The sequence below is a fragment of the Stenotrophomonas sp. Steno-Z10-BAI genome, from assembly GCF_056393115.1.
On record NZ_JBWJOZ010000005.1, the window covers coordinates 61,844 to 87,517 of the forward strand.

The following is a 25,674-nucleotide window of genomic DNA, read 5'->3' on the forward strand; positions in this document are numbered from 1 at the left end:
CCGTTCAGCGGAAATTCGCCTCGATCTGCTCCAGCGATTTGCCCTTGGTCTCCGGCAGCCAGAGCGCGGCGATCAGGAAGTACAGCAACGTACAGCCGGCCCAGAAGAAGAACATGCTGGCGTAACCATGATGGCCGACCGTGGGCAGGAAGATCGCGGCGATCACGGTGGAGACGAACTGGTTGATCAACAGGGCGATGCTCATGCCGTTGGAGCGGATGCGGGTCGGCATCAGCTCGGACAGCGCCAGCCACACGCACACGCCCGGGCCCACCGCGAAGAACGCGACGAACAGCAGAATGCAGCCGGCGACCAGCCAGCCGTGGGTGGGCGAGGGCACCGGGCCGATCACCGCACGTTCGATCACCAGCGGCGCGTTGGCGGCCTGCGCCGGGTCCGGGAACGGGTTGAGATGCAGCGTGCGGAAGAAACGGCCGATCACGCTGTCGGCCGACACCGCGTCTTCGCGACGGATCTGCAGCGTGGCGTCGATCGGGTTGTCGCTGCGTAGTGAGCGCACGTTGCTGAAGCCGCCGTAGGCATACGACACGGTCAGCTGCTGCGGCGCGGCGCCGGCGTTGCCATCCAGCCGCTGCCATTGCGCGGCATCCAGCGGCAGCGACAGGGTGGTGCCGCTCACCTGTTGCTGAAGCGTGGCGTGCACGTCCAGCCGCCCACGCTCGCTCTGCACGAACAACAGTGCAGCGGCCAGCAGCGACAGCGTGATGCCGCCACTGCCAAGCATCAACAGGAACTTGCGGCCTTTGCGGTCCACCAGTACCAGCGCGACCACGGTCATCACCGCGTTGAGCAGCTTGATCGCCACATCGGCGCCGTTGGCCACCGAGCCGGGCAGGCCGGCCTGGTTGAGGATGTTGACGGCGTAGGCCAGCACCGAGTTGATGCCGGTGGCCTGGGTGAAGGCCAGCACCAGGCAGGCCAGCACGAACGGCCACACGTAGCGGCGGCTGAGCAGCGGGTCGCGCTTGCCGTTGCGGCCGATCTGGAGCTCGTCCGGCGCCCGCATGCGCTGCAGGGTCGGCTCCACCTCGCCCGCGGCGACGGTACGCTGCAGGGCACGGCGCGCCTTGTCGATGCGGCCACGGCGCACCAGCCAGCGCGGGGATTCACTGATCAGCAGCACGCCGCCGGTGAATACCAGGCCCGGCAGCAGGCAGCTCCAGAAAATGGTACGCCACGCATGGTCCTTGATGTCGAACAGCAGGCGCTGCTGCTCCGCACCGGGTAGATGGCGCACGGCGGCGGTCGCGGCATCCACGGCATGCGCGTGGTACAGCCCGATCACCGCGGCCAGCACCAGGCCGATGGTCAGCAGCAGCTGGAACATCGCCGCGCCACGCCCACGTCGTTCCGGGCTGAGCACTTCGGCCAGATACAGCGGTACCACCACGCCGATCAGCCCGCCACTGATGCCCTGCAGCAGGCGCCCCATCAACAGCGCGCCATAGCCATCGGACAGGGCCATCACCGGAATGCTGGCGGTGAACAGCACGCCGGCCAGCAGCATCGCGCCACGGCGGCCGATCAGGTCGGCGACCATCCCGGCGAACAGTGAAGACAGCACACTGCCGAGCAGCACCGCGGCGACCACGAAGCCCAACTGCTGGCTGGTCAGGTGCCAGCTCGCGGTGGCGGTGGCCTCCAGATAGGGCAGGGCACCGGCGATGATGCCGATGTCGATGCCGTAGAGCAGCCCCCCCATGCCGCCGATGAACAACAGATAGCGTACCGGCCAGCGTGGCGCGGAGGCGCCTGCGTGCACGGGCATGGCTGCGGAAACATCGTTCATCGTGCCGGTCCTGTCTGCAAGTGCGTGCGCCATGGCGGCGCGGGGAGTCAACGCTCAGTCGAGCGCGATGTCGTCGCCTTCCACCACCACGCCGCGCACGCGCAGGTCGTGATCGAGCACCACAAGGTCTGCCCAGGCACCGGTCGCGATGCGGCCACGGTCGTCGATGCCGAGGTAATCGGCCGGGTAGCGCGACAGGCGGTGGGAGGCATCGGCGATGTCCAGGCCGAGCGAGACCAGATTGCGCAGCGCCTGGTCCATGGTCAGCGCACTGCCGGCCAGCGAGCCGCTCGACAGCCGCACGCAGCCCAGGCATTTGTGCACGCGCTGTACGCCAAGCGCGTATTCGCCATCGGGCATGCCAGTCGCCGCAGTCGCATCAGTGACGCAGTACAGGCGCGGGATCGCGCGCAGCGCGGTGCGTATCGCGCCGGGATGCACGTGCTGCAGATCGGGAATGAGTTCAGCGTACTGCGCATGCGCGAGCGCGGCGGTGGCGATGCCGGGTTGGTAGTGATCCACGCCGGTCATGCCGTTGAACAGGTGGGTGAAGCCGGCCGCACCGGCGTTCAATGCGGCCACGCCGTCCTCATAGCTGCCGGCGCTGTGGCCGAGCTGCACGCGGATGCCGAGCGCGCTCAGCGCGGGAATCAGCGCCAGGTGCTGGCCGATTTCCGGGGCGAGGGTGAGTACCTTGATCGGGGCGATCGCATGCAGGCGCTGCACGTCGGCCAGCGTCGCCTCGACCACCAGCGGTGGCTGGGCGCCCAGGCGCTGCGCACTGATGAACGGCCCTTCCAGGTGCACACCGAGCACGCGGGCCATGCCGGGTGCGCGCGTGGCGATCGCGGCGGACAGGCCCTCAAGCGCGCGGGTGATGTCGTCTTCCTGCGCGGTCATGGTGGTGCCCAGCAGCGCCGTGGTGCCGTGCCGGGCATGCGCGCGTGCCACCGTCTGCGCAGTCGTGCCGCCCTGCATGATGTCCACCCCGGCGCCGCCATGCACATGCAGGTCGATGAAGCCCGGCAGGATCAGCGGGACTTCATCGTCATTCCGCGGATCGGCGTGCGCGGTATCGATGGCGGTGATGCGCTGGTCGAAATGGATATCGCCGCGGACCCAACCGTTGTCGGTGAGCAGGCGGCCGTGCAGGGAGCGGGACTCGGTCAAGGCGGGGACTCGGCAATGATCACTTCGACGCCCAGCCGTTGCAGCCCTTCCAGGTACTCAGGCTCGATGCTGCCGTCGGTGATGATGGTATGGACCTGGTCCAGCCGCGCGATGCGGTGCAGGCTGACCCGGCCGAACTTGGAGGCGTCGGTCAGCACCACGATGCGGCGCGCGCGCTCGACCATGCGGTGGTTGAGGCTGGCTTCGGCCTCATGGTGGGTGGTGAGGCCGAACTGCAGGTCTAGGCCATCCACGCCCAGGAACAGCGTGTCGAAGCTGTAGGTGTTGAGGCTCGCCTCGGCCTGGGTGCCATGCAGTGAGAGCGACTGCTTGCGCAGCAGCCCGCCGGTGAGCAGCAGCTCCACCCCGGGCGCGTTGGCCAGCTCCCAGGCGATGTTGAGTCCGTTGGTCATGACCGTGACATCGCGATGCCCGCGCAGGTGCCGCGCCAGGGTCATCGTGGTCGAGCCGGAGTCGATGATGATGTTGTCGCCGGCTTTGACCAGCTTGGCCGCCTCGATACCGATACGGTCCTTCATCGGCAGGTTCAGCGCGTCCTTTTCATGGATGTCCTGTTCCTGCGGCGGCGTACGCACCAGCGTCGCGCCCCCGTGGGTGCGCGTGGCCAGCCCCTGCGACTCGATGTGGGTCAGGTCGGCGCGGATGGTGACCGCCGAGACCGCAAAGCGCGCCACCAGCTCGCTGACCTGCACGTTGCCGTGCTCGACCAGGGTCTGGAGGATCTGTTGGCGGCGCTGCCGGGTGTTTCGCATGGGGGCGATTCCGTTCGAAAGGGAAAGCCGAAGCTTACCGTTTCGAAAGCTCCTTGGCCTGTCGGGTTTCGTTATGCGTGCCCGACACAGTGCGATTGCAGGCCCGGGCATACTCGGCCAGGCGCAGCGCCACCTTGTGCTGGATCAGCGCCAACGGCGACGGCTGCAGCTCACCGGCCTCGATCGCCTTGAGCTGCTCGGGCATGAACTGGCTGAGCAGCATCTGCGGCGGCGCGTGCGCGGTGAGATTGGCGACCAGCGTGTCCAGCGCCGCCTGTACCGCCGGCTCGCCCCAGTAATAGCGGCTGCGGTCGCTGAGCGAGTACGCGCGCAGCAGGCGCAGTTCGTGTTCGTCGCCCTGGTAGTAGCTGCGCCAGCTGGCGGGCTTGTCGACCATGCAGCGGTCCAGCACCTCGATCAGATGCGAGCATTGCGCGGCGGGCAGCAGTTCGCGCTCGATCATCGCCAGCGCGAACACCGCCTCGCGGAACGCATAGGTCGCCGCCGGGCCGACTTTCAGGATCGCGAAGTGATCACGGACCAGTGCATGCAGGCCGGCTTCGGTCTGGTAATCGGTGGAGTGTGCTTCGAACACGATGCCCGGCTGCTGCTCGACGAAGGCCGACAGCTCCGCGGCGGCGGCCGGGTCGTAGTAGTGCACGCTGCTGTGGTCGAAATCCACGCCGGGCTGCACCACCATCGCGATCACGCGCTCCCAGGCCGGCAGCAGGTCCGGGGCGGAGAACGCCTCGCGGTGAATTGCCAACGTGGTCGCTGCGGCCGCCGGCGTGGTCACCTGCAGGCCGCCGGCCAGCGAGGCTTCACCGCCGGGAATCGGTACCTCGGTGCCGATCACGTAGACCGGTGGCGGCAGCCCGTGCTCGGCGGCCGTGCGCTCGGCAATCCGCGCCAGTTCGGCCGAGCGTGCGGCGACGATGGCGTCCGGCAACGGGGTCGGGTCATCGGCGCAGGACATGCTGCAGTCCAGGTGGATCTTGTGGAAACCGGCGGCGACATAGGCGGCGATCAGGTCACGCGCGTTCGCCATCGCCGTTGCTGCCGGGCCCTTCTGCCAGGCGTTGGGACCGAGGTGGTCGCCACCGAGCACCAGCCGCTCGGCCGGGAAGCCGGCATCGCGCGCCAGCTGCAGCACGTAGTCGCGGTACTGCGGCGGGGTCATGCCGGTATAGCCGCCGAACTGATCGACCTGGTTGGAGGTTGCCTCGATCAGCAGCAGGGTGTCGTAACGCTGCGCGACCTGCATCGCCGCCAGCAGCACCTGCGCGTTGCTGCAGCACACGCTGTACAGCCCGACGGGGTGGCCCTGGCGATGGGCGGCGATCAACGATTGGACGGCGGACATGGCAACTCCAGTAACAACGGTGTTCAGGGGGAGGGAGGGTGCTGGCGCGCGAGCAGGGCGGCGCCCCGCGCACCGCCGGCATCGCCGAAGGTGGGCGGCAGGATCGGCGGCACGCGTATGCCGTCGAACAGGTAGGGCGCGATCGCGGCCGGCAGATCGCGGTACAGCTGCTCCAGTTTGGACAGCCCGCCGCCGAGCACGATCACGTGTGGGTCCAGCGCGAGGATCAAGCTGGCGAAGCTGTAGCCCAGTAGATCGCGGTGGATGACCAGCGCCTGCTGCGCGATGGCATCGCCGGCCTGCGCGCGTGCGACCACCTCGGCGGCATCCAGCGCGTCGCCACCGCGGCGTTCATGGATCATCGCCAGGCCGCTGCCGGACACGTAACGCTCCAGGCAGCCGCGCAGGCCGCAGCCACAGTCCAGCACCGGCAGGTCGTGGCGCTGCTGCAGCGTGGCGGGCAGGCTCCAGTGGCCCCACTCGCCGGCGATGCCGTTGTGCCCGGCGATCAGCCGGCCGCCGACGCAGAAGCCACCGCCCGCCCCCGTGCCGAGGATCGCCCCGAACATGCTGGGGTAGCCTGCGGCGGCGCCGTCATGGGCTTCGGACAAGGCAAAACACTGCAGGTCATTGCCCAGCTCCAACGGGCGCTGCAGGCGTGCCTGCAGGTCCGCACCGACCGTCTGACCGGTCAGGCTGGGCACGTTGGCACTGAGCTGGCGGCCGCTGACGCGATCACGCACGCCGGGCAGGCCGATGCCGACCCCCAGGCCGCGCTGGCCGAGTGCGGCGTCTGCCGCCTCGACAAGATCGACGATCGCCTGCAGGAACGCGGCGTAGTCGCGGGTCGGCGTCGCCACGCGTTGGCGGTGATGGACCCCCAGCGCGGCGTCGCACGCGACCAGTTCGATCTTGGTGCCGCCGATGTCGATGCCGTACCAGGTCTGCATGCGTGCTCAGCCGTGGGGGTGGATGGTCACGCCCTGCACCACACGGTTGACCGTGCCGTCGGGGAAGGGATTGTCCGGGGTCATGCCGAGCGCGGCCGAACGCTGCAGCGCATAGCACTGCGGCACCAGCAGCCACAGCGGGGCCAGCCACGGATCCGGCAAGGCGGGTGCGGCGAGGACGAAGTCGCCGTCGGCGCGGTCCGCATCCTCCGGCCCGATCGACAGCACGCGTCCGGCGATGCCGTCGCGGCGCAGTTCGTTCAACAGGTCCTGCTCGTAACGGCGGGCCAGCGGCTGCGCGCTGCGCAGCATCACCACCAGGGTCTCGCCGTTGAGGGTGGACTTGGGCCCATGGCGGAACCCCAGCGGCGTATTGGCCAGCGCCAGCACGCGGCCGGCGGTGAGTTCGAGCACCTTCAGCGCGGCCTCGCGGGCAACCGCTTCGAGGGGACCGCTGCCGAGATAGATGACACGCGAATACGGCGCCTGGGCGAGGGTGGCCACCGCGCCATCCCAGGCATCCAGCGCACGCTCGCCCTGGCTGGCCAACGTGCGAAGACGCTCCAGGCGCGTTGCCCACGGGGCGCTGTCGAACGCACTCAGCGCGGCCAACAGCATGCAGCTCAGGCTGCTGGTCATGGCGAAGGCGCGATCACAGCTGGCCGGCGGCATCAGCAGCGACAACGTATCGCTGCGGCCGTGGCCACGCGTGGCGAGTTCGCCTTCGGCATTGCAGGTGATATCGACGAAGCGCGCGTGCTCCACCTGGTCGCGGACCAGATCCACCGCGGCCACGCTCTCCGGGCTGGAGCCGCTGCGCCCGAACGACACCAGCAGGGTCGGGCGGTCGCGGCGCAGGTACAGCGCCGGATGGGTCAGCAGGCTGGTGGTATGCACGGCGCGCACCTCGGCAGGCCACTGCGCATTGATCTGGTCGGCCACCATCTCGGCAATGAAGCCCGAGCTGCCGGCACCGGTGAAGATCACCAACTGGCTGGGATCGCGCAGGGCCTCCCCGAGGAAGCCATCGATGCGTACCTGCGCAGCCTCCAGCAGGCTGGCCAGCGCGGCCCACACGCGGGGCTGCTGGGCGATTTCTTCGGCGGTATAGGCGCCACCGAGGCGCTGCCACGTGGGCAAATCAGGGAGCAGAGAAGCGTCCATTCGCAATTCCTGTTGGGCGACCGCACCTTCTTCGTTTTCTTTCGAAATGTCAAATATCGAAAGATAAAGAAAAGGTCGGTGGGTCACAGTTTTCGCTGTTCGATCGGTGTCTGAACGCCATGGGTGGCCGTGGATGCCGCGCTGCACCAAGGTTTCAGGCGGCAACAAACGCGTATTCAGGTGGCGTTTGGAAAGTGTCGCGCCGCCACATCTTTCGTTTATGTTTAAATATCCTTCCTTTTTCTTTGCAATTTGTTGACATCTTTCGAGACCCTGCCCTAGAGTCGGCCGCACTGGTTTCAGTTTCCCGCTGACCGCGGGCTTGGGGGCAAGGTGGACTTCCGGTTTCGACGCACTGGTCTGACGATCGCACTGCTTACCGCAGTAGCTCTGGCTGCCACTGCCAACGCTGAGCCGGTGGGCAACCTGCGTGCGATCAGCGCCGCCCCCGCCAACGACGGCACCGCCGGCTGGACACTCAGCACGGATACCGGCGCCACCCTGCGCGTGGAGTTGCTGCGCGATGACGTGCTGCGTGTGCGCGCCGGCCGCAACGGCACGCTCACCGATGCCAGCGACAAGGCTGCCCCGATCGTACTGCCGCAGCCGGCCGCGAAGGTCGCCTTCGAGGTGGAGGAAGATGGCAACGAGGTGCGTATCCGTACCGACGCCCTGGTGCTGCGCATCCAGCGCCAGCCACTGCGCCTGTCGCTGGATCGCCGCGACGGCGAACGCGATGTCGCGTTGTGGCACGAACTGCAGCCGCTGGACCTGGACAAGGACCAGAGCGTGCAGGTGCTCTCCAGCGAAGGCGATGAGCACTTCTACGGCGGCGGCCAGCAGAACGGTCGCTTCGAGTTCAAGGGCCGCGAACTGGAGGTCTCGTATTCCGGTGGCTGGGAAGAAGGCGATCGCCCCAACCCGGCGCCGATGCTGCTGAGCTCGCGGGGCTGGGGCATGCTGCGCAACACGTGGAGCGACGGCACCTATGATCTGCGCCAGGCCGACCAGGCCACGCTGCTGCACCGCGAAGACCGCTTCGATGCGTACTACTTCGTCGGGCCCAGCCTGCACACGCTGCTGGACCGCTATACCACGCTGACCGGCCGCGCCGGCCTGCTGCCGCGCTGGGCGTTCTCCTATGGCGACGCCGACTGCTACAACGATGGCGACAACATCAAGAAGCCCGGCAGCGTGCCCGAAGGCTGGAGCGACGGCCCGACCGGCACCACGCCGGATGTCGTCGACAGCGTGGCCCGGCAGTATCGCGACCACGACATGCCCGGCGGCTGGATCCTGCCCAACGATGGCTACGGCTGCGGCTACAAGAAGCTGCCCGAGACCGTGCAGGGCCTGGCCAAATACGGCTTCAAGACCGGCCTGTGGACCGAGAACGGCGTCGACAAGATCGCCTGGGAAGTCGGTACTGCCGGCAGCCGCGTGCAGAAGCTGGACGTGGCCTGGACCGGCAAGGGCTACCAGTTCGCGATGGATGCCAACCAGTCCGCGTTCAACGGCATCCTGAACAATTCCGACTCGCGCCCGTTCCTGTGGACGGTCATGGGCTGGGGCGGCATCCAGCGTTACGCGGTGGCCTGGACCGGCGACCAGAGCAGCAGCTGGGATTACATCCGCTGGCACATTCCGACCCTGATCGGCTCGGGCCTGTCCGGCATGGCCTACGCCAGTGGCGACGTGGACGCGATCTTCGGCGGCAGCGCTGAGACGTTCACCCGCGACCTGCAGTGGAAGAGCTTCACCCCTGTGCTGATGGGCATGTCCGGCTGGTCCGGCAATGCGCGCAAGCACCCGTGGTGGTTCGATGAGCCCTACCGCAGCGTCAACCGCGACTACCTCAAGCTGAAGATGCGCATGACCCCGTACATGTACGGGCTGGCGCACGATGCGGCGACCAGCGGCGCGCCACTGCTGCGCGCGCTGATGTGGGACTACCCGCAGGATCCGCAGGCCTATACCGAGGCGCACAAGTACCAGTTCCTGCTCGGCCGCGAGCTGCTGATCGCCCCGGTGTACCGCAGCCAGGCTGCGAGCCGAGGCTGGCGCCGCGACATCCACCTGCCGCAGGGCCGCTGGATCGACTACTGGGACGGCCGCCAGCTGCTCGCCGGCGCCGAGGGGCGCTCGCTGGACCGCCCGGTCGACCTGGCCACGATCCCGGTGTTCGTGCGCGCCGGGGCGATCATCCCGATGTACCCGGCGATGCTCTACGACGGTGAGAAACCGCTCGATGAAGTGACCTTCGATCTGTACCCGCAGGGCACCTCGCAGTACACGCTGTACGAAGATGATGGCGCCACCCGCCGCTATGAGAAGGGCGAATCGAGCACGCAGGCGATCACGGTGCAGGCCCCGGCACAGGGGACTGGCCCGGTGCAGGTGCGCATCGAGGCGGTGCAGGGCCAGTACGCCGGCCAGCTGCCGCAGCGCCGTTATGCGCTGCGCGTGCTCAGCCGCCAGCGCCCGGCGGCCGTGACGCTGGACGGCCGCGCGCTGCCGATGCTGGCCGACCCGGCGGCGTGGCAGGCCGCGGGCGAGGGCTGGTACTTCGATGCGGCCGAGCGCCGCGGCACCCTGCACGTGCGCACCGCACCGACCGACATCCGTCAGCCGCTCGCACTGCAGCTGGAGCTGCCGATCGCCGCCGCAACGGCCGACGATGCCTTCCCGGCCGCGCCCGAGCTGGGCCGCGCGCTGCCCTCCGACAGCCTGCTGGTGGTCAACCGCCCGGCCGAGGAGCAGGGCTACGAGATGGAGAAGGCCTTCGACGATGATCCGGCCACGTGGTTCCGCACTGTGCGCAACCAGGCGGTCAAGACCGGTGTGCACGAGTGGGTGCTCGGCTTCGGCGAACGCAAGCTGATCGACGGCATCGAACTGGCGCCACGCAACGACCAGCATTGGAAGAGCGGGCAGATCCGCGATTACGAAATCTACATGGCCGACAGCAATGGCGAGTGGGGTGAGCCGATCAAGCGTGGCCGCCTGACCCTGCAGCAAGGCATGCAGCAGATCGATTTCCCCGCCCATGCCGGCCGCCTGCTGCGCTTCCGCGTGCTCAGCACGCAGAACCCGGAAGGCGACGGTGCCAGCGCTGCCGACCCGATGGTCACCGCAGCGCAGGGCAGCGTGGCGCGTGCGGTGGATGCGCTGCAGCCCCGCGATGTCGGCCCGATCGTGCTGTCCACCTTCCATGTGCTGGAGCATCCGCAACCGGAAGGCCCGGCGCAGCAGTTGTATCTCTCCACGCTGCCCATGCCGGCCCCGCTGAAGGCCAGCGTCGCTGCCGACCACGCCTTCGGTGGCCAGACGGAGATGCGCATGAACGGGCTGCATTTCCGCCGCGGCCTGGGCGTCAACGCCAGCAGCCGGATCGATCTACAGCTGGGCGGCGGCTGGCGCCTGCTGCGCGCCGACCTGGGGATCGATGATCAGTGCCGCACCGCCGGCGGCATGCAGTTCCAGGTGTGGGGTGACGGTCGGCTGCTGTACGACAGCGGCCTGGTCAACGCACCCGGCGTGGTCAAACCGGAGCTGGACGTGCGCGGCCTGCAGCGGCTGAGCCTGCGCACGCTCGGGGCGCAGGGCGATCACCCCGCGCAGGTCTGTGGCAACTGGGCCAATGCCGCCCTGATCGGACAGGAGGGCGATACCGCCAGCATCGTGTCGCCGTAACCGAACCGCCCGTCGAACCACCGCTCTCTCCCGTTTCCCGTCTGCGGCCGTCTGGCCGCGGCACGGGGGACGTTTGCCCGAAAACACCCATCCACCGCCAGCCCCACGCTGCGGATCGAACAAGGAGCCAAAGATGTTGACCGAACGCCATCGCCATCGCCGCATCACCGCCACCCCCTTGTCCATCGCACTCGGCCTGGCCGTCGCGGTGGTCGGCAGTGCCAGCGCCCAGGACGCCGCGCCCGATACGAAAGCCACCGAGCTGTCGCGCATCGAGGTGACCGGCTCCAACATCCGCCGCAGTGATGTGGAAACCGCCTCGCCGGTGCAGGTGATCAGCAAGCAGGACATCGAGAACATGGGCGCGCGCACCCTGCTGCAGGTGCTCGACAACCTGCCCGCCGCGCGGCCGGGCCAGCAGGACTCGCGCTCGCTGTTCACCGGTTCGGATGGCGCCTCGCAGGCCAACCTGCGTGGCCTCGGCGCACAGGGCACGCTGGTGCTGCTCAATGGCCGCCGCCTGTCCTACTACGGCGCACCAGCCGGCTTCCAGACCCAGTTCGTCAACATCGATGCGATCCCCGCCGCGGCGATCGAACGCATGGAAGTGCTGACCGACGGCGCCTCGGCCGTCTATGGCACCGATGCGGTGGCCGGCGTGATCAACGTGATCACCAAACGCTCCTACCAGGGCGCGGAGATCAACCTCACCACGGACAAATCCTCGCGGATCAGCTCCTACGGCGAGCACCAGGGCAGCATCACCGCCGGCTTCGGCGATCTGGATGAAGACCGCTACAACGTCTACGCCTCGGTCAACCTGTACCGGCGCGATGCGATCCCGCTGAGCGACTTCTACGACAAGCGGCCCGACCAGTACTACGTCAACAACCCCAACTACCTGCCCAACCTGCGCCTGGGCACCGGCAGCAAGCCGGGCGAGTTCAACCCGGGCAGCTACTTCGCCTTTGATCCGGTCACCGGCCGCCGTGTGCAGGAGGCCGCGCCGGGCTGCAACAACGTGCTCACCAGCGAAGCGGCCGGCCCCCGCTGTATCTGGGAAACGTGGATGAACAACGAGATCGACGCCGGCGCCAAATCCGAGCGCAACACCGCGTACGTCAACGCCCACTTCCTGATCGGCGACAGCACCGAAGCCTTCGCCGAAGCGACCTACACCGACATCGACCTGACCGCCAACGGCGGTACGCCGCGCGCCTACGGCACCACCACCGGCAACCCGACCAGCTGGTTCTCGCGCAACACCGGCACCACGGTCAACCAGTTCCTGTATCCCTACCTGGGCCCGAACAACGAATACAACAACGCCTCGCCCGAACTGAAGGCACTGATGGGCGGCGTGGTCGGCCTGCAGTACCTGCTGCAGGACGTGGGTGCCAACCACTTCGGCCAGCGCAACACCGACCAGAGCTACCGCGTGGTGGCCGGGCTGCGCGGCGACATCGGCGACTGGAACTGGGAAACCGCGTTTGCCACGGCCGGCAGCCACTCGGTCACCTACCAGACCACCAACGTCAACCTGGCCGGCTTCGAGAAGGCCTTCGGCCCGTACTCGGTCGATCCGGGCACCGGCCGTGTGATCATTTCCGATCACCCGGCGTACAAGTTCGGTGAGATCAGCGAAGCCAACGCCGCCCTGATCCGTGAAGCATTCCCGACCTTCGACATCCAGTCCTGGACGCGCCTGCATACGCTGGACGGCAAGATCGAAGGTCCGCTGTTCCAGATGCCGGCCGGTGAAGTGCGTGCAGCCTTCGGCTTCAACGCCAGCCGCGAAACCTTCTACACCCCGGGCAACCCAGATGCGGCCAACGGCCTGATCACCCAGCAGGGCGGCTCGTGGTTCGACGGCAAGCGCAATACCTATGCGCTGTTCGCCGAGACGGTGGCGCCGCTCACCGAGAAGCTGGAGCTGGACGCCGCGCTGCGCGTGGACAAGTACCCGGACTTCAGCGCCAACCTGGCCCCGAAGATCGGCCTGAAGTACCAGATGTTCGACCAGCTGATGCTGCGCGGCACGTACTCCACCGGCTTCCGCGCCCCCAGCCTGGCCGAGTCCGGCAACGGTGGCGTGTTCGCCCAGTTGGGGGGCTACCGTGATGAAGTGCGCTGCAACGAGACCAACGCCATCGCCAACCTCCTGCTGCGGTCGCAGCGCGGGGGGGACGTCGACCTCGGCAACTCCCTGCTCAATACCGATTGCAGCCGCACGGTGGCGCGCATGACCCAGCCCAACCCGGACCTGAAGCCGGAGAAGGCCAAGATCACCACGCTCGGTTTCGTCTACGAGCCGACCCACTGGTTGTCGGTGTCGGCCGATTACTGGTTCATTTACCGCAGCAATGAAATCGTCGCCCCGGATTTCACCCGCGACGAAGACATCAGTTCCTCCACGCGTTCGCCGATCACCGAAGGCGACCGCGCCAACCTGGCCGCCCTGGCGGCGATGTGCGCCGACCCGGCCAGCGGCGTGGCCTGTCCCGGTACGCTGCCCGGCTACAGCGTGGGCAACGTGGCCAGCGTGGTGGGCCAGTACAAGAACCGTGGCAAGACCCTGATCGACGGCTTCGACATCGATGCGCGCAGCCGCTTCTCGCTGGGCGAGTGGGGCAACCTCAACATCGGTATGGCCGCCACCATCGCCAACCGCAACCGTTCCTACCTGGATGATGAAAGCGGCTGGTACTACGGCGACCTGGTCGGCTATTACAACAACCCGAGGCTGCGCGCCACGTTGAACGCGGACTGGAGCTACAAGCAGGTCACCACCAGTGTCTTCGTCAACTACGTGGGTGGCACCAAGTGGGCGCTGCAGCAGATCGACGAGGAGGACAACAATCCGCAGACCTGCACCGCCGGCTACCTGCCGGTGGAGCAGAGCAAGTGCGATGGCGCCCCCTCGTGGTGGACCGCCAACCTGAGCGTGGCCTGGCGCCCGGATGCGCATTGGAACGTCGGCTTCACCATCAAGAACCTGTTCGACCGCCTGCCGTTCTATGACCCGAACAGCTTCCTCGGCGATTCCAGCGATTACGCCACCATCTTCGGTCGCGGCTACAGTCTCACCGTCGGCTATAAGTTCTGATGCTTCCCCCGCGCCGGTCCCGGCCGGCGCGATCTTCACACGAGGTACTGTCCATGAAACGCAGAGAATTCATCGCCGCCAGCGCGGCCGTCGCCGCCACCAGCCTGCTGCCGAACACGCCTGCCTGGGCGCGCGGGCGCAAGGTGCGGCTGGGCCTGATCGGCACCGGCATGCGCGGCCAGGTATTGCTGAAGGAACTGGTCCGCCGCGACGACGTGGAGGTGGTCGCGCTGTGCGACATCGAGCCGATCATGCTCAAGCGCGGCATGGACATGGTCGCCAAGGCCGGCAAGCCGGCGCCCAAGGCGTACGGCCAGGACGGCGACGTCAACGCCTGGAAGCGGCTGATCGAGCAGCGCGGCCTGGACGGCGTGATCATCGCCACGCCCTGGGAATACCACGCGCCGATGGCGATCGCGGCGATGCAGGCCAAGGTCGCGGTGGGCTGCGAAGTGGTCGCCGGCATCACCCTGCAGGACCACTGGGACGTGCTCAAGACCCAGCTGTCCACTGGCACGCCGTACATGCTGCTGGAGAACGTCTGCTATCGCCGCGATGTGATGGCGGCGCTGCAGATGGTGCGCCAGGGCTTGTTCGGGGAACTGGTGCACCTGCAGGGCGGTTACCAGCACGACCTGCGCGGGGTGAAGTTCAATTCCGGCGATCCCAGCCAGCCGTATGACAGCGGCGTGGAGTTCGGTGCCAAGGGCTGGTCCGAAGCACGCTGGCGCACCGAGCATTCGGTGAAGCGCAACGGTGAGCTGTACCCCAGCCACGGCATCGGCCCGTGCGCGATGTACACCGGCATCAATCGTGGCAACCGCTTCACCCACATCAACGCGTTTGCCAGCAAGGCGCGTGGCCTGCACGAGTACACCGTGGCCAAGAGCGGTGGCACGACCCACCCGAGTACCAAGGTGGCCTTCAAGCTCGGCGACATCGTCACCACCACCCTGGCCTGCGAAAACGGCGAAACCATCCTGCTGCAGCACGACACCTCGCTGCCGCGCCCGTACTCGATGGGCTTCCGCGTGCAGGGCACCAAGGGCCTGTGGATGGATGTGAACCAGTCCATCCACATCGAAGGGCGCAGCCCGCCGCACAAGTGGGAACCGTTCCAGGCCTACCAGGACCAGTACGAGCACCCGCTGTGGAAGCAGCATGCCGCTACCGCTGCCAGCGCCGGCCACGGTGGCATGGACTGGTTCGTCATCCATGCCTTCGTGGAGGCTCTGAAGGCCAAGGCGCCGATGCCGATCGACATCTACGACGCGATCACCTGGAGCGCGATCACGCCGCTGTCCGAGCAGTCCATCGCCAACAGCTTCCAGACGCTGGAATTCCCGGATTTCACCGCCGGGCTGTGGAAACAGCGCAAGCCGATCTTCGCGTTTGATGGGACGTACTGAGGAAGGTTGACGTTCAACGGCCGGTACCGATGCGTACCGGCCATTCCGTGCGCGCGTTCACCCGGTCGGCCAGGCGATGGCGCGGCCCAGCCTGGGCGCGGTCAGCGCAGGCAAAGCAATGAACACGGGGAAGTGGCGAGGATGGTGCGCCCGGAGGGATTCGAACCCCCGACCAATGGCTTCGGAAGCCACTACTCTATCCGGCTGAGCTACGAGCGCGTTGTGTCCTGCGTCCCGCCAGGCCGCCTGATGGGGCCACGAACCGCCAAAGCGGCGCGGGAGGAGCATTCTATCCGTAAACGCCGCGCAGGTCTGCCCCCTGCACCGATGCGCCGGGCGGCGGCGCGCCCGGCCAGCCCAGGCGGTATCCTTTACCGATGGCTTACGAACGTTTTGAGGCGCCCGAGGCGGCGCCCCCGTCGCGCTGGCGGCACTACTGGAAGTTGATGCGCGCCGACCGCCCGATCGGCACCCTGCTGCTGCTCTGGCCCACCTGGTGGGCGCTGTGGCTGGCCTCCGGCGGGCTGCCGCCGCTGTGGACGCTGTTCGTGTTCACCGCCGGCGTGTGGCTGACCCGCTCGGCCGGTTGTGTGATCAACGATTACGCCGACCGCTGGCTGGACCCGCACGTCAAGCGCACCAAGGACCGCCCGCTGGCCAGTGGGGCCGTGTCCGGCCGTGAGGCGCTGGCCCTGTTCGCCGGGCTGATGATCGTCGCCTTCGCTCTGGTGCTGACCCTGAACTGGCTCACCATCGGCATGAGCTTCATCGGCGTGTTCCTGGCCGCCAGCTACCCCTACCTCAAGCGCTACACCCACCTGCCGCAGGTCTATCTCGGCATGGCCTTCGGCTGGGGCATCCCGATGGCCTTCGCCGCGGTGCAGGGCGAGGTGCCGGTGATCGGCTGGCTGCTGTACGGCGCCAACATCCTGTGGTCCACCGCGTATGACACCTGGTACGCCATGGTCGACCGCGATGACGACCTGAAGATGGGCTCGCACTCCACCGCGATCCTGTTCGGGGATCTGGACCTGGTCATCCAGGGGATTCTCTACGCGCTGTTCCTGGGCACGATGGCGCTGGTCGGCCTGCGCGCCGGGCTGGGCGTCTATTACGGCCTGGGCGTCGGCGTGGCCGCCGGGCTGATCGCCTACGAGTTCTGGATCGCCCGCAAGCGCGAGCGCGACCCCTGCTTCAAGGCCTTCCTGCACAACAACTGGGTCGGCGCCGCGCTGTTCGCCGGCATCGCGGTATCGCTGGCGCTGCGCTGAGGGCACCCGACCCACACACTACGACCATTAGGCGACTGACAGCGCTGCGGCCAGCGCCCAGAATCCCTCCCATCGAATGATCGGGGAGGGCGGGCAATGAGCACATCGACGGTGGTGCAGGACGGCTGGATGGCGCGCGCGGCACTGCGCTCGGCCGCCTGGGCGGAAAAATGGTTCCCGGATGCGTATGTGTTCGCGGTGCTCGGCGTCGTCATCGTCGCGGCCGCGGCGATGGGCTTCGGCGCCACCCCGCAGGCCACCGCCACTGCCTTTGGTGAGGGCTTCTGGAGCCTGATTCCCTTCACCATGCAGATGGCCTTCGTGGTCATCGGCGGCTATGCGGTCGCCACCGCACCGATTGTCGCGCGCTTCATCGAGCTGCTGGCCCGTGTGCCCAAGACCGGCCGTGGCGCGGTGGTCTATGTCGGCCTGATCAGCATGCTGGCCTCGCTGCTCAGCTGGGGTTTCTCGCTGGTGTTCGGCGGCCTGCTGGTGCGCGCACTGGCCCGTCGCGAAGCACTCAACATGGACTACCGCGCCGCCGGCGCCTCGGCCTACCTTGGCCTCGGCGCGGTCTGGGCGATGGGCCTGAGCTCTTCGGCTGCCCAGCTGCAGGCCAACCCGGCCAGCATGCCGCCCGGACTGGTCGAGATCACCGGCGTGCTGCCCTTCACCGAGACCATCTTCCTGTGGCAGTCGATCGCGCTGACATCCGCGCTGATCCTGGTGTCGCTGCTGATTGCCTGGCTGACCGCACCCGGCGCCGCCACCGCGCGCACCGCCAAGGACTTCGAAGGCGCTGCCCGCGCCGAGGCCGAGCCGCTGCAGCCGCGCACCCGCCCCGGCGAGTGGCTGGAGTACAGCCCGCTGCTGACCGTGCTGCTCTCGCTGCTCGCGTTCGGCTGGCTGTTCGGCGAGTTCGCCAGCAAGCCGGTGGTGACCGCCATCGCCAACCTCAACACCTACAACTTCCTGTTCATCTCGCTCGGCCTGCTGCTGCACTGGCGCCCGCGCAGCTTCCTCAATGCGGTGGCCAAGGCCGTCCCCAGCACCACCGGCGTGCTGATCCAGTTCCCGCTGTATGGTGGCATCGCGATGATCCTCACCCACGCCACCGGCAGTGGCGATGAGACCCTCGCGCATCGCCTGTCCACCCTGTTCGTGCATATCGCTACCACCGACACCTTCGCGCTGGTGATGGGCGTCTACTCGGCGGTGCTCGGCTTCTTCGTGCCCTCCGGCGGCGGCAAGTGGATCATCGAAGCGCCGTACGTGATGCAGGCGGCCAACGAACTCAAGGCCCACCTGGGCTGGGCGGTACAGGTCTACAACGCTGCCGAGGCGCTGCCGAACCTGATCAACCCGTTCTGGATGCTGCCGCTGCTGGGCGTGCTCGGGCTGAAGGCGCGCGACATCGTCGGCTTCACCTTCATCCAGCTGCTGGTGCACATCCCGCTGGTGCTTGGCCTGCTCTGGCTGCTCGGCATGACGCTGACCTACGTGCCGCCGGTGATGCCGTGATCGTCATCTGCGCGTCATCTCCACCCGCAGGATCGGGGATGCCCTGTTCAGTCACGCTCCGGGGCGTTTGGGGGATGGTGGCATAAGGGAATTCGAACCGTTCATATGCGGGCCAACGCTTACTGCGACATGGGGTTTGTACCTGCAGAAAACGTTGGCGTGGAGACGTTGACGAATTCGTATACAAACCCCCACACGTCGTTAACCTCGCGCTGCAGAGGATGGCCCCGACCGCGACATTCCGTTTGCGGCGACCGGAGAATCGAAATGGCTCAGCAGAACCAGCAGAACCCGAATCAGCGCGGTGAACAGCAGGAACGTGGTCGCGACCAGCAGCAGCAACAGCAGCAGGAACAGCAGCAGCGCAACCAGAACCAGCAGCAGGGCGGCCAGCAGGACGAGGAAGAGTGAGCCCAGCCGGCTGTTATGGGAACTGAAGCCCCGCTCCGGCGGGGCTTCGTTCGTCTGCGGCCTGCTCAGGCCGAGCGCAGGTGCCAACCCAGTGCTGCGTCTTCCACAGTCGCGCCAGGCACCACGTCATGCAGCACCACGCGGAGGCCACGCGCATTCGGCAGCACTTTCTGCTCGGGGAACCAGCGGCGCGTCGCATCGACCACGATCAACAGACCTTCGTCATCGCCGAGGGGTGCGAAGTGCGGCGTGGGCTGTGACAGCGGCTCCAGCCCGAACGCCGCTTGGGCCTTTGCCTGCACCTCAGCCACGCCTTCAGCGGGCAGGCCGACCTCGCTGATGCAGGTCATCTCGCTGCCATGGAACGCGCCCTGGCGTTCGCCGGCAGGCAGGCGCCGCCGCGCGATCAACTCCAGGATCAGCCCGTCCGGCCCCGTGAAATAGATCGACTCCGAATCCCAGCGGCCATCGAAGGTGAAGTGGTCATGGCCCTTCAGATCGCGCTGCAGGGTGGCGCGTGCTTTCAGCCAGTCGGTGGCCGCTTCGAATCGATTGGCTGGGACGTTGAAGGCCAGGTGCACACCGCCGACCGGATTCGATCCTGCGGGTTGCAGCTGCAGGGTGCTCCAGCCGATGCGCACGGCCGAGCCCTCGACCGGCAACTGAAGTTCATCGCGGAAGTACGCCACGGTGGCGGCGACATCGGACACGGGAAGATCGATCTGGTGGATACGCATGATGGTGGGAGTCTCGCGTAAATACATCGACATTCTGCCGCAGCTGCGTGTGCTGCGGCGATGAACGCGATGAAACATGCACCCGCTGCGAGGGCCCATCACCGGGCATTGCCGATGCGTTTGCTACAACCCGCTGTAGAAGCCGGCACACACCACCGGAGCATCACACACCGCTATCAGAGGAGTACTCCCGCGATGGGCATGCTGGTCGATGGAACATGGCAGGAAGGCACCGCGGGTGCCGCTGACAAGGACGGTCATTTCAAGCGCGAGGAATCCACATTCCGCGATTGGTTGAGCGCTGACGGCAGCGCTGGCCCGAATGGCGAGCCTGGTGTCAAAGCCGCGCCTGGGGAGTTTCGCCTGTATGTGAGTCTCGCCTGCCCGTGGGCACACCGCGCGCTGATCGTGCGCGCGCTGAAGGGCTTGGAAGATCTGGTGCCGGTGTCGGTGGTCAACTGGCACATGGGTGATCAGGGCTGGACCTTTGAGCCCGGCCCGCAGGTAACGCCGGAGCCCGAACGCGGTGCACGCTATCTGCATGAACTGTATGCCGCCGCCAAACCTGGGATGACCGGCAAGGTGACCGTGCCGGTGCTGTGGGATCGCGAGCGCGGCAGGATCGTCAGCAATGAATCGGCGGACATCATCCGGATGTTCAACACCGCCTACGACGGGCTGGGCGCGAAAGCCGGTGACTTCTATCCGGCTGCATCGCGTGCTGAGATCGATGCGGTCAACGAACGGGTCTATGCCACCGTCAACAACGGTGTGTACCAGGCGGGCTTTGCTTCAACGCAGCAGGCGTACGAAGAGGCTGTTGGACCGTTGTTCGATTCACTCAGCTGGTTGGACGAGCGCCTTCAGCAACGCGAGTGGCTGGTGGGCGATGCCATGACCGAAGCCGATATCCGTCTGTTCACCACCTTGATCCGCTTCGATTCGGTGTACTACGTGCACTTCAAGTGCAACGTGCGGCGCATTGCGGACTTCGCCGGTCTGCATGCGTTCGTGGCGCGGATGATGGCGATTCCCGAGGTGGCGGATACGGTGAATTTCGAGCACATCAAGCACCATTACTACGGGAGCCATCGACATCTCAATCCGTCGGGGATCGTGCCGGTGGGGCCGGAATGGGGTTACTGAGGCCACCGCTCGGTGGCCGTGTCCAACCCTGCCAGGGGGGACCGGCTTGCCCGTAAGTTCTTTCAAATGCACTCAACAGCTTCAGCTCTAAAGTGGATGAGCGGTTGTCCTATCGCTACTTGGTGGCAGTTCAGGTGGCTGCACTCGTGAGCTGACCAGCCAGAAGGTCCGCACTATCTCCGTACGGTGGACTTGGAGTTTACTTGGCACCCAGCAGACAGGATCTAGTATCTGTCCCATGTTGCCCACACCGTTGGCCGAACACGGACTGCTGCGTTTACGGTGGGTGGAGTACTGGTAGAACATGCCATTGGCGAAACGGAAGCCGGTGTCCCGTGCCGGGTCGTCGTTCTTCTTCCCCGTGCAGCTCTGAACGCGATCCGGTGTTCTTTGGATCAACCTGCCGCTGTCCTTCGTGGTGTCGAACCAGAGTTCAGTGCAACTGGACGTAGCGATGGCTTGGGCAGCCTGGGAAATACAGAGCGCGGCGACCAGTACCGACAGCGGTACACCGGATCGAACGCCCGAAGCAGGTGGTGATTTGGGAGGGTGCAGGATCACGCTCGATCATGGGTTGGGTCAGCAAGAACAGCATTCTTGCGTGCAGTGCGTGCCGTCTCAATGCAATTTGTACGAAATACAACTCGCTGGCGGCATCAGGCGATGATCCAGGGGGGGTGAAGGCTCATGAATAAGCCATTGGCATCTCAATCCGTCAGGGATCGTGCCGGTGGGGTCGGAGCGGGCTTACTGACGCAGCTGCCAATCCGTTATCGAGCCGGTTTCAGGATCACCACGGGAATGGACGTCAGCAACTGCTCAAACTGCTGGCGTTGCTCCGTGTCCATCTCCCGGAAAGGAATGGGCAGCGCGCCGCCCTCCAGCAGTTCGATGAGGTAGGCGGCCTGTAGCCGCTGGACGCGCTTGACCTGGTCCCAGGTTCGCGAGGCAGTAATGCCCTTGCTTGTCCGCGAGATGCCTGCCGCACTGAGGACGAACAGGCAGCGACCAACGCGGAGCATCTTCCAGGCAAAGATCGGCGGGACCACAATGGCCAGGACGACCTTCTGCATGATCGGCCAGTTCCACGGGTTGGCAGGATGGGTCTGCGCGTTCCCGGTCGCCATGTCCATCGCGATGACGTCATGCAGCAGCTGCCGGTATTCGGCGAGCTGGTATGACACGTCAATCTCGATGCGCGAGTGCGGGTGCTCCATACGGACTCCAGTCCACCTTGGTCGTTGAATCATAGCGGCCTGTGCATGGTCGCCTGTGGCTATCGCAAGGTGCCCGTACATGGCGCCAATATTGATTCATGCAATCGGTGGGGCGTCGATGAGTTCCTTAGTCGCTGTCGGCATTGCGTCAGTCCGGAAGCGTTCACTTCCGTGTTGGCCGCGGAACGACTAGCACTGAGCGACCCCACCCCGATCCAACTGCCGATACCCGATCGCCTCCGCCACATGCGCGGTCGCGATGTCCTGCGCATGCCCCAGATCCGCCAACGTCCGCGCCACCCGCAGGATGCGATGCATCGAGCGCGCCGACAGCTGCAACCGTTCAACAGCATCCTCCAGCAATTGCTGATCCTCCGGTGACAACCGGCAATGCTCGCTCAGCTCGAACGGCAGCAACTGTGCATTGGCCTTCCCGCTGCGCAACAGCTGCACTTCCCGAGCGGCCACCACACGGGCACGAACACTCGCGCTGTCCTCGCCGAGCGGGGCGTCATCACGCAGCTCGCGCGGGTCAAGCCGAGGCACTTCCACATGCAGATCGATGCGGTCCATCAACGGTCCGGAGACCCGCCCGCGGTAGCGACGGATGACCTCGTCGGTGCAGAGACAGCGCCCGCTGCGATCCCCGGCCCAGCCACAGGGGCAGGGGTTCATCGCCGCAACGAGCTGGAACCGGGCAGGAAACCGTTCGGTACGTGCAGCGCGGCTGACCACGGCCACCCCGGATTCGATCGGCTCGCGCATGACCTCCAGCGCGTGCCGGCTCCACTCCGGCAGTTCATCCAGGAACAACACGCCGTTATGCGCCAGCGATATCTCGCCAGGGCGCGGATGCGAGCCGCCGCCAATCAGCGCGACGGCGCTGGCGGTATGGTGTGGCGCCCGGTAGGGCCGCTGTCTCCAGCGCCCCGCATCAAGGCCCTGGCCACTGCAGGAGGCGATGGTGGCCGCTTCCAGTGCTTCAAGCTCGCTGGCCGCGGGCAGGATGCCGGGCAGGCGCGAGGCCAGCAGGGTCTTTCCGCAGCCGGGCGTGCCGAGCAGCAGCAGGTGATGCCCGCCGGCCGCCGCCACCTCCAGCGCCCGGCGCGCCTGCAGCTGGCCGCGCACGTCGCGCAGGTCGGGAATGCCGGCCGGCAGTGGGTCAGCCGCCACGGCAGGTGGCAGCGTGCCGCTCTCAAGGGCGCTGCAGACCTCCAGCAGGGTGCGGGCGACGCGTACGTCGGCGTGCTGGGCCAGCGCGGCTTCCTCGCTGTTCGCGGCGGCCACGATGAGGCTGCGACCGTCCCGGGCGGCAGCGATCGCCGCAGGCAGGACGCCGTCGACACCGCGCAGTTCGCCGGTCAGCGCCAGTTCGCCGAGGAACTCGTACTTGTCCAAGGACTGCGCATCGATCTGGCCACTGGCGGCGAGAATGCCCAGCGCGATGGCCAGATCGAATCGCCCACCCTCCTTGGGCAGATCGGCCGGGGCCAGGTTGATGGTGATGCGCCGCTGCGGAAACTCGAAGCGTGCGCAGATCAGCGCGGCTCGCACGCGGTCGCGCGATTCCCGCACGGCGGCGGCCGGCAGCCCCACGATCTGGGTATGCGGCAACCCGCCGGACAGGAATACCTCGATCCTTACGGCCGGCGCTTTGACGCCGGCACGGGCACGGCTGTGCACCAGTGCAAGGCTCATGCGGTTGTTTCCGGGGTCTGCGGCATGCCAAGCACAATGGCAGCACACGGAGCACCTGACCCATCAGCACTTGCCGCGCCGTGGGGTAGGCAAGCACCGCCCCCGTGTCCGGCACTGCCGCTAGACTGGATGCCCCCACGCACTACGCCGTCGAACACCATGGATATGCACCACCGCTCCGGCCCCATCGAACTGGTCGCCATCGACATGGACGGGACCCTGCTCGACCCCGCGCACACGCTCACGCCCCGGGTGATGCAGGCCATCGCCCGCGCCCGCGCGCAGGGCGTCCAGGTGGTGCTGGCCAGCGGCCGTCCGGTGTCGGGGATGGCGCCGTTCCTGCAGCAGTTGGGGATCGAGAGCGAGCAGGACTATTGCATCGCCTGCAATGGCGCCGTGGTGCAGAACATCGGCAGCGGCCAGCGCGTCATCGAGTTTCCGCTGAGTTTCGAGGACTTCGTGTTCTGTGAGCGGATCTCACGCGAACTCGGTATCCACTTCCAGGCGCTCGATGGCCGCCGCATGTACACGCCCAACCAGGACATCAGTCACTACACCGTGGCCGATTCGCACCTGTCGAATGTGCCACTGTCGTATCGCCGGGTGGCGGACATGGACCCGGCCATGCAGTTCATCAAGCTGATGATGATCGATGAGCCAGAGGTTCTGGATGCCGCCATCCAGCGTCTGCCGTCCGAACTGACCGACCGCTTCGCGGTGCTCAAGAGCGCGCCGTTTTTCCTGGAGGTGTTCGACCACCGAGCCGGGAAGGGACCGAGCCTGGGGAAGCTGGCTGCGCATCTGGGCGTGGACCGCGCCAACGTGATGGCCGTGGGCGACCAGGAGAACGACCTGACCATGCTGCAGTTCGCCGGGACCAGCGTCGCCATGGGCAACGCGATCCAGGCGGTGAAGCAGACGGCGCGCTTCGAGACGGCGAGCAACGCCGAAGATGGCGTGGCGTTGGCGATCGAGCGGTTCGTCCTGCAGGACGTGTAATCCTGCGCGTTACTCGCCTGCGCCGCTGCGACGCGGCTTTGCGCGCGACCAAGGCAAGGCCATCATCAGCGCGAACACCAGCAGAGTCGGCAGGGTGAAGATCCACATCTCCCCGGTACCTTTGCCTGCGCCGATGGCGAGCAGGCCGAGCGCACCCAGCTCCAGTTCGCTGATGGAGGTCAGGTTGAACGCCAGGACAGGTATGCAGGCGATGAATGGAGCAGGCAGAACACCATGGCCTGCGACAATCAATGTCGGTGCGAGCAGGGCGGCCAACCCGGAGAACACGATGCGGTAGGCGTTGCGCGAGCGCACACTGTCAATGCGCATCAACCGCATCAGGCACAGTGCGGCGATCACCGCCGCGAGGCTGGCACCGGCGATAGCCAGCATCTGGGAACCTTGTTCACTCATTCGGACGTCCTTGTCGCATCGTGGATGGAGGGCAGCCGCTGCCGCCTCCGCAGATCCTGGCGTTGCCTCACTCGCGAGGCGCAGCGGCCCCACGCGCTTCCAGCTCGGACACCACCTTCTCCAGCGCCTCCAGCTTCTCGCGGGTGCGCAGCAGCACGGCACGCTGCACGTCGAACTCCTCGCGGGTCACCAGGTCCAGCTTGCCCAGCCCGGCCTGCAGCGCGGTCTTGAAAGTAGCCTGCAGTTCTTCGCGCGACTGGCGCAGGCCCGGGGGGACCATGTCGCTCAGGCGACGGGCGAGGTCATCGAGGTGGTTGAGGTCGATCATGCTGCGGCTCCGCGGGGTATGTGCCAAGGATAAGCCGCCACGCTGCCGGCGGCACGGACTGCGCGCATCGCGTTCACCGGCGGACAGGCGTTATCCTCGCAGCCTGAGAGACAGGAGTGCAGACGGATGAAGATGGTCATGGCGGTGGTCAAGCCGTTCAAGCTCGACGACGTGCGCGAAGCGCTGGCCGAGCGCGGCGTCACCGGGATCACGGTCACCGAGGTCAAGGGCTTCGGGCGGCAGAAGGGCCACACCGAGCTCTACCGCGGGGCGGAGTATGTGGTCGATTTCCTGCCCAAGGTGAAGATCGAAGTGGCGGTCGTCGACAACCAGGTCGAGGAGGTGGTGGAAGCCATCGTCAAAGCCGCCGGCACCGGCAAGATCGGTGACGGCAAGGTCTTCGTGTACGACCTGGGCAGCGTGGTGCGCATCCGCACCGGTGAGCTGGACGCCGACGCGCTGTAACGCGCGCCGGCTTTCCCGGGGGCACCCGC

General features: G+C 66.7%; 20 protein-coding genes and 1 tRNA gene. 9 read left to right on the forward strand and 12 right to left on the reverse strand.

The annotated features are described in order from the left end of the window. Window positions 1–4 precede the first annotated feature (4 nt). The 6 genes from AC06E9_RS13475 to AC06E9_RS13500 are packed head-to-tail and all read right to left on the reverse strand — an operon-like array spanning window position 5 to window position 7,230. Window positions 5–1,810 (reverse strand): MFS transporter, encoded by a 1,806-nt coding sequence (locus AC06E9_RS13475; protein ID WP_478056220.1) that lies wholly within the window; start codon window positions 1,808–1,810, stop codon window positions 5–7. Between the two features lie 54 nt (window positions 1,811–1,864). Next, on the reverse strand, window positions 1,865–2,980 hold the full coding sequence (gene nagA / locus AC06E9_RS13480; RefSeq protein ID WP_478056221.1) for an N-acetylglucosamine-6-phosphate deacetylase: 1,116 nt from the start codon (window positions 2,978–2,980) through the stop codon (window positions 1,865–1,867). Beyond that, the gene (locus tag AC06E9_RS13485) at window positions 2,977–3,753 is read right to left on the reverse strand and encodes a DeoR family transcriptional regulator (protein ID WP_121040731.1); all 777 of its coding nucleotides are present in this window, start codon (window positions 3,751–3,753) and stop codon (window positions 2,977–2,979) included. The genes nagA and AC06E9_RS13485 overlap by 4 nt, the downstream gene beginning before the upstream one ends. Before the next feature lie 34 nt (window positions 3,754–3,787). Beyond that, the gene (locus tag AC06E9_RS13490) at window positions 3,788–5,116 is read right to left on the reverse strand and encodes a D-tagatose-bisphosphate aldolase, class II, non-catalytic subunit (protein ID WP_478056222.1); all 1,329 of its coding nucleotides are present in this window, start codon (window positions 5,114–5,116) and stop codon (window positions 3,788–3,790) included. A 23-nt stretch (window positions 5,117–5,139) separates the two neighbouring features. Beyond that, the gene (locus tag AC06E9_RS13495; RefSeq protein ID WP_152150843.1) at window positions 5,140–6,066 is read right to left on the reverse strand and encodes an ROK family protein; all 927 of its coding nucleotides are present in this window, start codon (window positions 6,064–6,066) and stop codon (window positions 5,140–5,142) included. Between the two features lie 6 nt (window positions 6,067–6,072). Continuing rightward, a complete protein-coding gene (locus AC06E9_RS13500; RefSeq protein ID WP_152150845.1) occupies window positions 6,073–7,230 on the reverse strand; it encodes an SIS domain-containing protein in 1,158 nt (385 codons plus the stop codon). A gap of 333 nt (window positions 7,231–7,563) precedes the next feature. Here AC06E9_RS13500 and AC06E9_RS13505 point away from each other — a divergent pair, with 333 nt between their 5' ends. The 3 genes from AC06E9_RS13505 to AC06E9_RS13515 all read left to right on the forward strand — a co-directional run bounded on the left by AC06E9_RS13505 (window position 7,564) and on the right by AC06E9_RS13515 (window position 15,438). Beyond that, window positions 7,564–10,923 carry a TIM-barrel domain-containing protein gene (locus AC06E9_RS13505; RefSeq protein ID WP_478056223.1) on the forward strand — a complete coding sequence of 1,120 codons (3,360 nt, stop codon included), beginning with the start codon at window positions 7,564–7,566 and terminating at the stop codon, window positions 10,921–10,923. Window positions 10,924–11,056: 133 nt separating this feature from the next. Continuing rightward, window positions 11,057–14,029, forward strand: coding sequence for a TonB-dependent receptor plug domain-containing protein (locus tag AC06E9_RS13510; RefSeq protein ID WP_478056224.1), 2,973 nt, complete (start codon window positions 11,057–11,059; stop codon window positions 14,027–14,029). A gap of 53 nt (window positions 14,030–14,082) precedes the next feature. Continuing rightward, on the forward strand, window positions 14,083–15,438 hold the full coding sequence (locus AC06E9_RS13515) for a Gfo/Idh/MocA family protein (protein WP_346479031.1): 1,356 nt from the start codon (window positions 14,083–14,085) through the stop codon (window positions 15,436–15,438). Between the two features lie 142 nt (window positions 15,439–15,580). Here the strand turns inward: AC06E9_RS13515 and AC06E9_RS13520 are convergent. Then, window positions 15,581–15,657, reverse strand: a tRNA-Arg gene (locus AC06E9_RS13520). Between the two features lie 158 nt (window positions 15,658–15,815). Between AC06E9_RS13520 and ubiA the strand changes: the two genes are divergently transcribed. The 3 genes from ubiA to AC06E9_RS13535 all read left to right on the forward strand — a co-directional run bounded on the left by ubiA (window position 15,816) and on the right by AC06E9_RS13535 (window position 18,641). Further along, complete coding sequence (ubiA, locus tag AC06E9_RS13525; protein WP_319624331.1) at window positions 15,816–16,709, forward strand: 4-hydroxybenzoate octaprenyltransferase; 894 nt, start codon at window positions 15,816–15,818, stop codon at window positions 16,707–16,709. A gap of 129 nt (window positions 16,710–16,838) precedes the next feature. Further along, on the forward strand, window positions 16,839–18,230 hold the full coding sequence (locus tag AC06E9_RS13530) for a short-chain fatty acid transporter (RefSeq protein WP_152151094.1): 1,392 nt from the start codon (window positions 16,839–16,841) through the stop codon (window positions 18,228–18,230). A gap of 267 nt (window positions 18,231–18,497) precedes the next feature. Beyond that, window positions 18,498–18,641 carry a hypothetical protein gene (locus tag AC06E9_RS13535; RefSeq protein WP_179459806.1) on the forward strand — a complete coding sequence of 48 codons (144 nt, stop codon included), beginning with the start codon at window positions 18,498–18,500 and terminating at the stop codon, window positions 18,639–18,641. Between the two features lie 65 nt (window positions 18,642–18,706). On the opposite strand, the gene AC06E9_RS13540 is transcribed toward AC06E9_RS13535, so the two are convergent. Beyond that, window positions 18,707–19,378, reverse strand: a complete 672-nt coding sequence (locus tag AC06E9_RS13540) for a VOC family protein (protein ID WP_478056225.1) — start codon at window positions 19,376–19,378, stop codon at window positions 18,707–18,709. Between the two features lie 195 nt (window positions 19,379–19,573). Between AC06E9_RS13540 and AC06E9_RS13545 the strand changes: the two genes are divergently transcribed. Next, on the forward strand, window positions 19,574–20,524 hold the full coding sequence (locus AC06E9_RS13545) for a glutathione S-transferase family protein (RefSeq protein WP_478056297.1): 951 nt from the start codon (window positions 19,574–19,576) through the stop codon (window positions 20,522–20,524). Between the two features lie 770 nt (window positions 20,525–21,294). Here the strand turns inward: AC06E9_RS13545 and AC06E9_RS13550 are convergent. Beyond that, entirely contained in the window at window positions 21,295–21,741 is a 447-nt protein-coding gene (locus AC06E9_RS13550) for a YcxB family protein (RefSeq protein WP_478056226.1), read from the reverse strand. A gap of 189 nt (window positions 21,742–21,930) precedes the next feature. Further along, entirely contained in the window at window positions 21,931–23,439 is a 1,509-nt protein-coding gene (locus tag AC06E9_RS13555) for a YifB family Mg chelatase-like AAA ATPase (RefSeq protein ID WP_282257878.1), read from the reverse strand. A 159-nt stretch (window positions 23,440–23,598) separates the two neighbouring features. Here AC06E9_RS13555 and yidA point away from each other — a divergent pair, with 159 nt between their 5' ends. After that, complete coding sequence (yidA, locus tag AC06E9_RS13560; RefSeq protein WP_478056227.1) at window positions 23,599–24,438, forward strand: sugar-phosphatase; 840 nt, start codon at window positions 23,599–23,601, stop codon at window positions 24,436–24,438. Window positions 24,439–24,447: 9 nt separating this feature from the next. On the opposite strand, the gene AC06E9_RS13565 is transcribed toward yidA, so the two are convergent. Both AC06E9_RS13565 and ubiK read right to left on the reverse strand, forming a co-directional pair. After that, complete coding sequence (locus AC06E9_RS13565) at window positions 24,448–24,852, reverse strand: hypothetical protein (protein WP_478056228.1); 405 nt, start codon at window positions 24,850–24,852, stop codon at window positions 24,448–24,450. 67 nt (window positions 24,853–24,919) lie between these two features. After that, window positions 24,920–25,180, reverse strand: coding sequence for a ubiquinone biosynthesis accessory factor UbiK (gene ubiK / locus AC06E9_RS13570; RefSeq protein ID WP_152150865.1), 261 nt, complete (start codon window positions 25,178–25,180; stop codon window positions 24,920–24,922). Window positions 25,181–25,306: 126 nt separating this feature from the next. On the opposite strand from ubiK, the gene AC06E9_RS13575 reads away from it, so the two are divergent. Beyond that, entirely contained in the window at window positions 25,307–25,645 is a 339-nt protein-coding gene (locus tag AC06E9_RS13575; RefSeq protein ID WP_070472404.1) for a P-II family nitrogen regulator, read from the forward strand. The last annotated feature ends 29 nt before the right edge of the window (window positions 25,646–25,674 follow it).

Excerpts from the sequence above, each read along its gene's own strand:
- AC06E9_RS13545 (WP_478056297.1), top strand. The coding sequence starts at position 19,574 with ATGGGCATGCTGGTCGATGGAACATGGCAGGAAGGCACCGCGGGTGCC.
- yidA (WP_478056227.1), top strand. The coding sequence starts at position 23,599 with ATGGATATGCACCACCGCTCCGGCCCCATCGAACTGGTCGCCATCGAC.
- AC06E9_RS13495 (WP_152150843.1), bottom strand. The coding sequence starts at position 6,066 with ATGCAGACCTGGTACGGCATCGACATCGGCGGCACCAAGATCGAACTG.
- AC06E9_RS13515 (WP_346479031.1), top strand. The coding sequence starts at position 14,083 with ATGAAACGCAGAGAATTCATCGCCGCCAGCGCGGCCGTCGCCGCCACC.
- AC06E9_RS13530 (WP_152151094.1), top strand. The coding sequence starts at position 16,839 with ATGGCGCGCGCGGCACTGCGCTCGGCCGCCTGGGCGGAAAAATGGTTC.
- AC06E9_RS13500 (WP_152150845.1), bottom strand. The coding sequence starts at position 7,230 with ATGGACGCTTCTCTGCTCCCTGATTTGCCCACGTGGCAGCGCCTCGGT.
- ubiA (WP_319624331.1), top strand. The coding sequence starts at position 15,816 with ATGGCTTACGAACGTTTTGAGGCGCCCGAGGCGGCGCCCCCGTCGCGC.
- AC06E9_RS13485 (WP_121040731.1), bottom strand. The coding sequence starts at position 3,753 with ATGCGAAACACCCGGCAGCGCCGCCAACAGATCCTCCAGACCCTGGTC.
- AC06E9_RS13565 (WP_478056228.1), bottom strand. The coding sequence starts at position 24,852 with ATGAGTGAACAAGGTTCCCAGATGCTGGCTATCGCCGGTGCCAGCCTC.
- AC06E9_RS13490 (WP_478056222.1), bottom strand. The coding sequence starts at position 5,116 with ATGTCCGCCGTCCAATCGTTGATCGCCGCCCATCGCCAGGGCCACCCC.
- AC06E9_RS13475 (WP_478056220.1), bottom strand. The coding sequence starts at position 1,810 with ATGAACGATGTTTCCGCAGCCATGCCCGTGCACGCAGGCGCCTCCGCG.
- AC06E9_RS13540 (WP_478056225.1), bottom strand. The coding sequence starts at position 19,378 with ATGCGTATCCACCAGATCGATCTTCCCGTGTCCGATGTCGCCGCCACC.
- AC06E9_RS13535 (WP_179459806.1), top strand. The coding sequence starts at position 18,498 with ATGGCTCAGCAGAACCAGCAGAACCCGAATCAGCGCGGTGAACAGCAG.
- AC06E9_RS13510 (WP_478056224.1), top strand. The coding sequence starts at position 11,057 with ATGTTGACCGAACGCCATCGCCATCGCCGCATCACCGCCACCCCCTTG.
- ubiK (WP_152150865.1), bottom strand. The coding sequence starts at position 25,180 with ATGATCGACCTCAACCACCTCGATGACCTCGCCCGTCGCCTGAGCGAC.
- AC06E9_RS13555 (WP_282257878.1), bottom strand. The coding sequence starts at position 23,439 with ATGAGCCTTGCACTGGTGCACAGCCGTGCCCGTGCCGGCGTCAAAGCG.
- AC06E9_RS13550 (WP_478056226.1), bottom strand. The coding sequence starts at position 21,741 with ATGGAGCACCCGCACTCGCGCATCGAGATTGACGTGTCATACCAGCTC.
- AC06E9_RS13575 (WP_070472404.1), top strand. The coding sequence starts at position 25,307 with ATGAAGATGGTCATGGCGGTGGTCAAGCCGTTCAAGCTCGACGACGTG.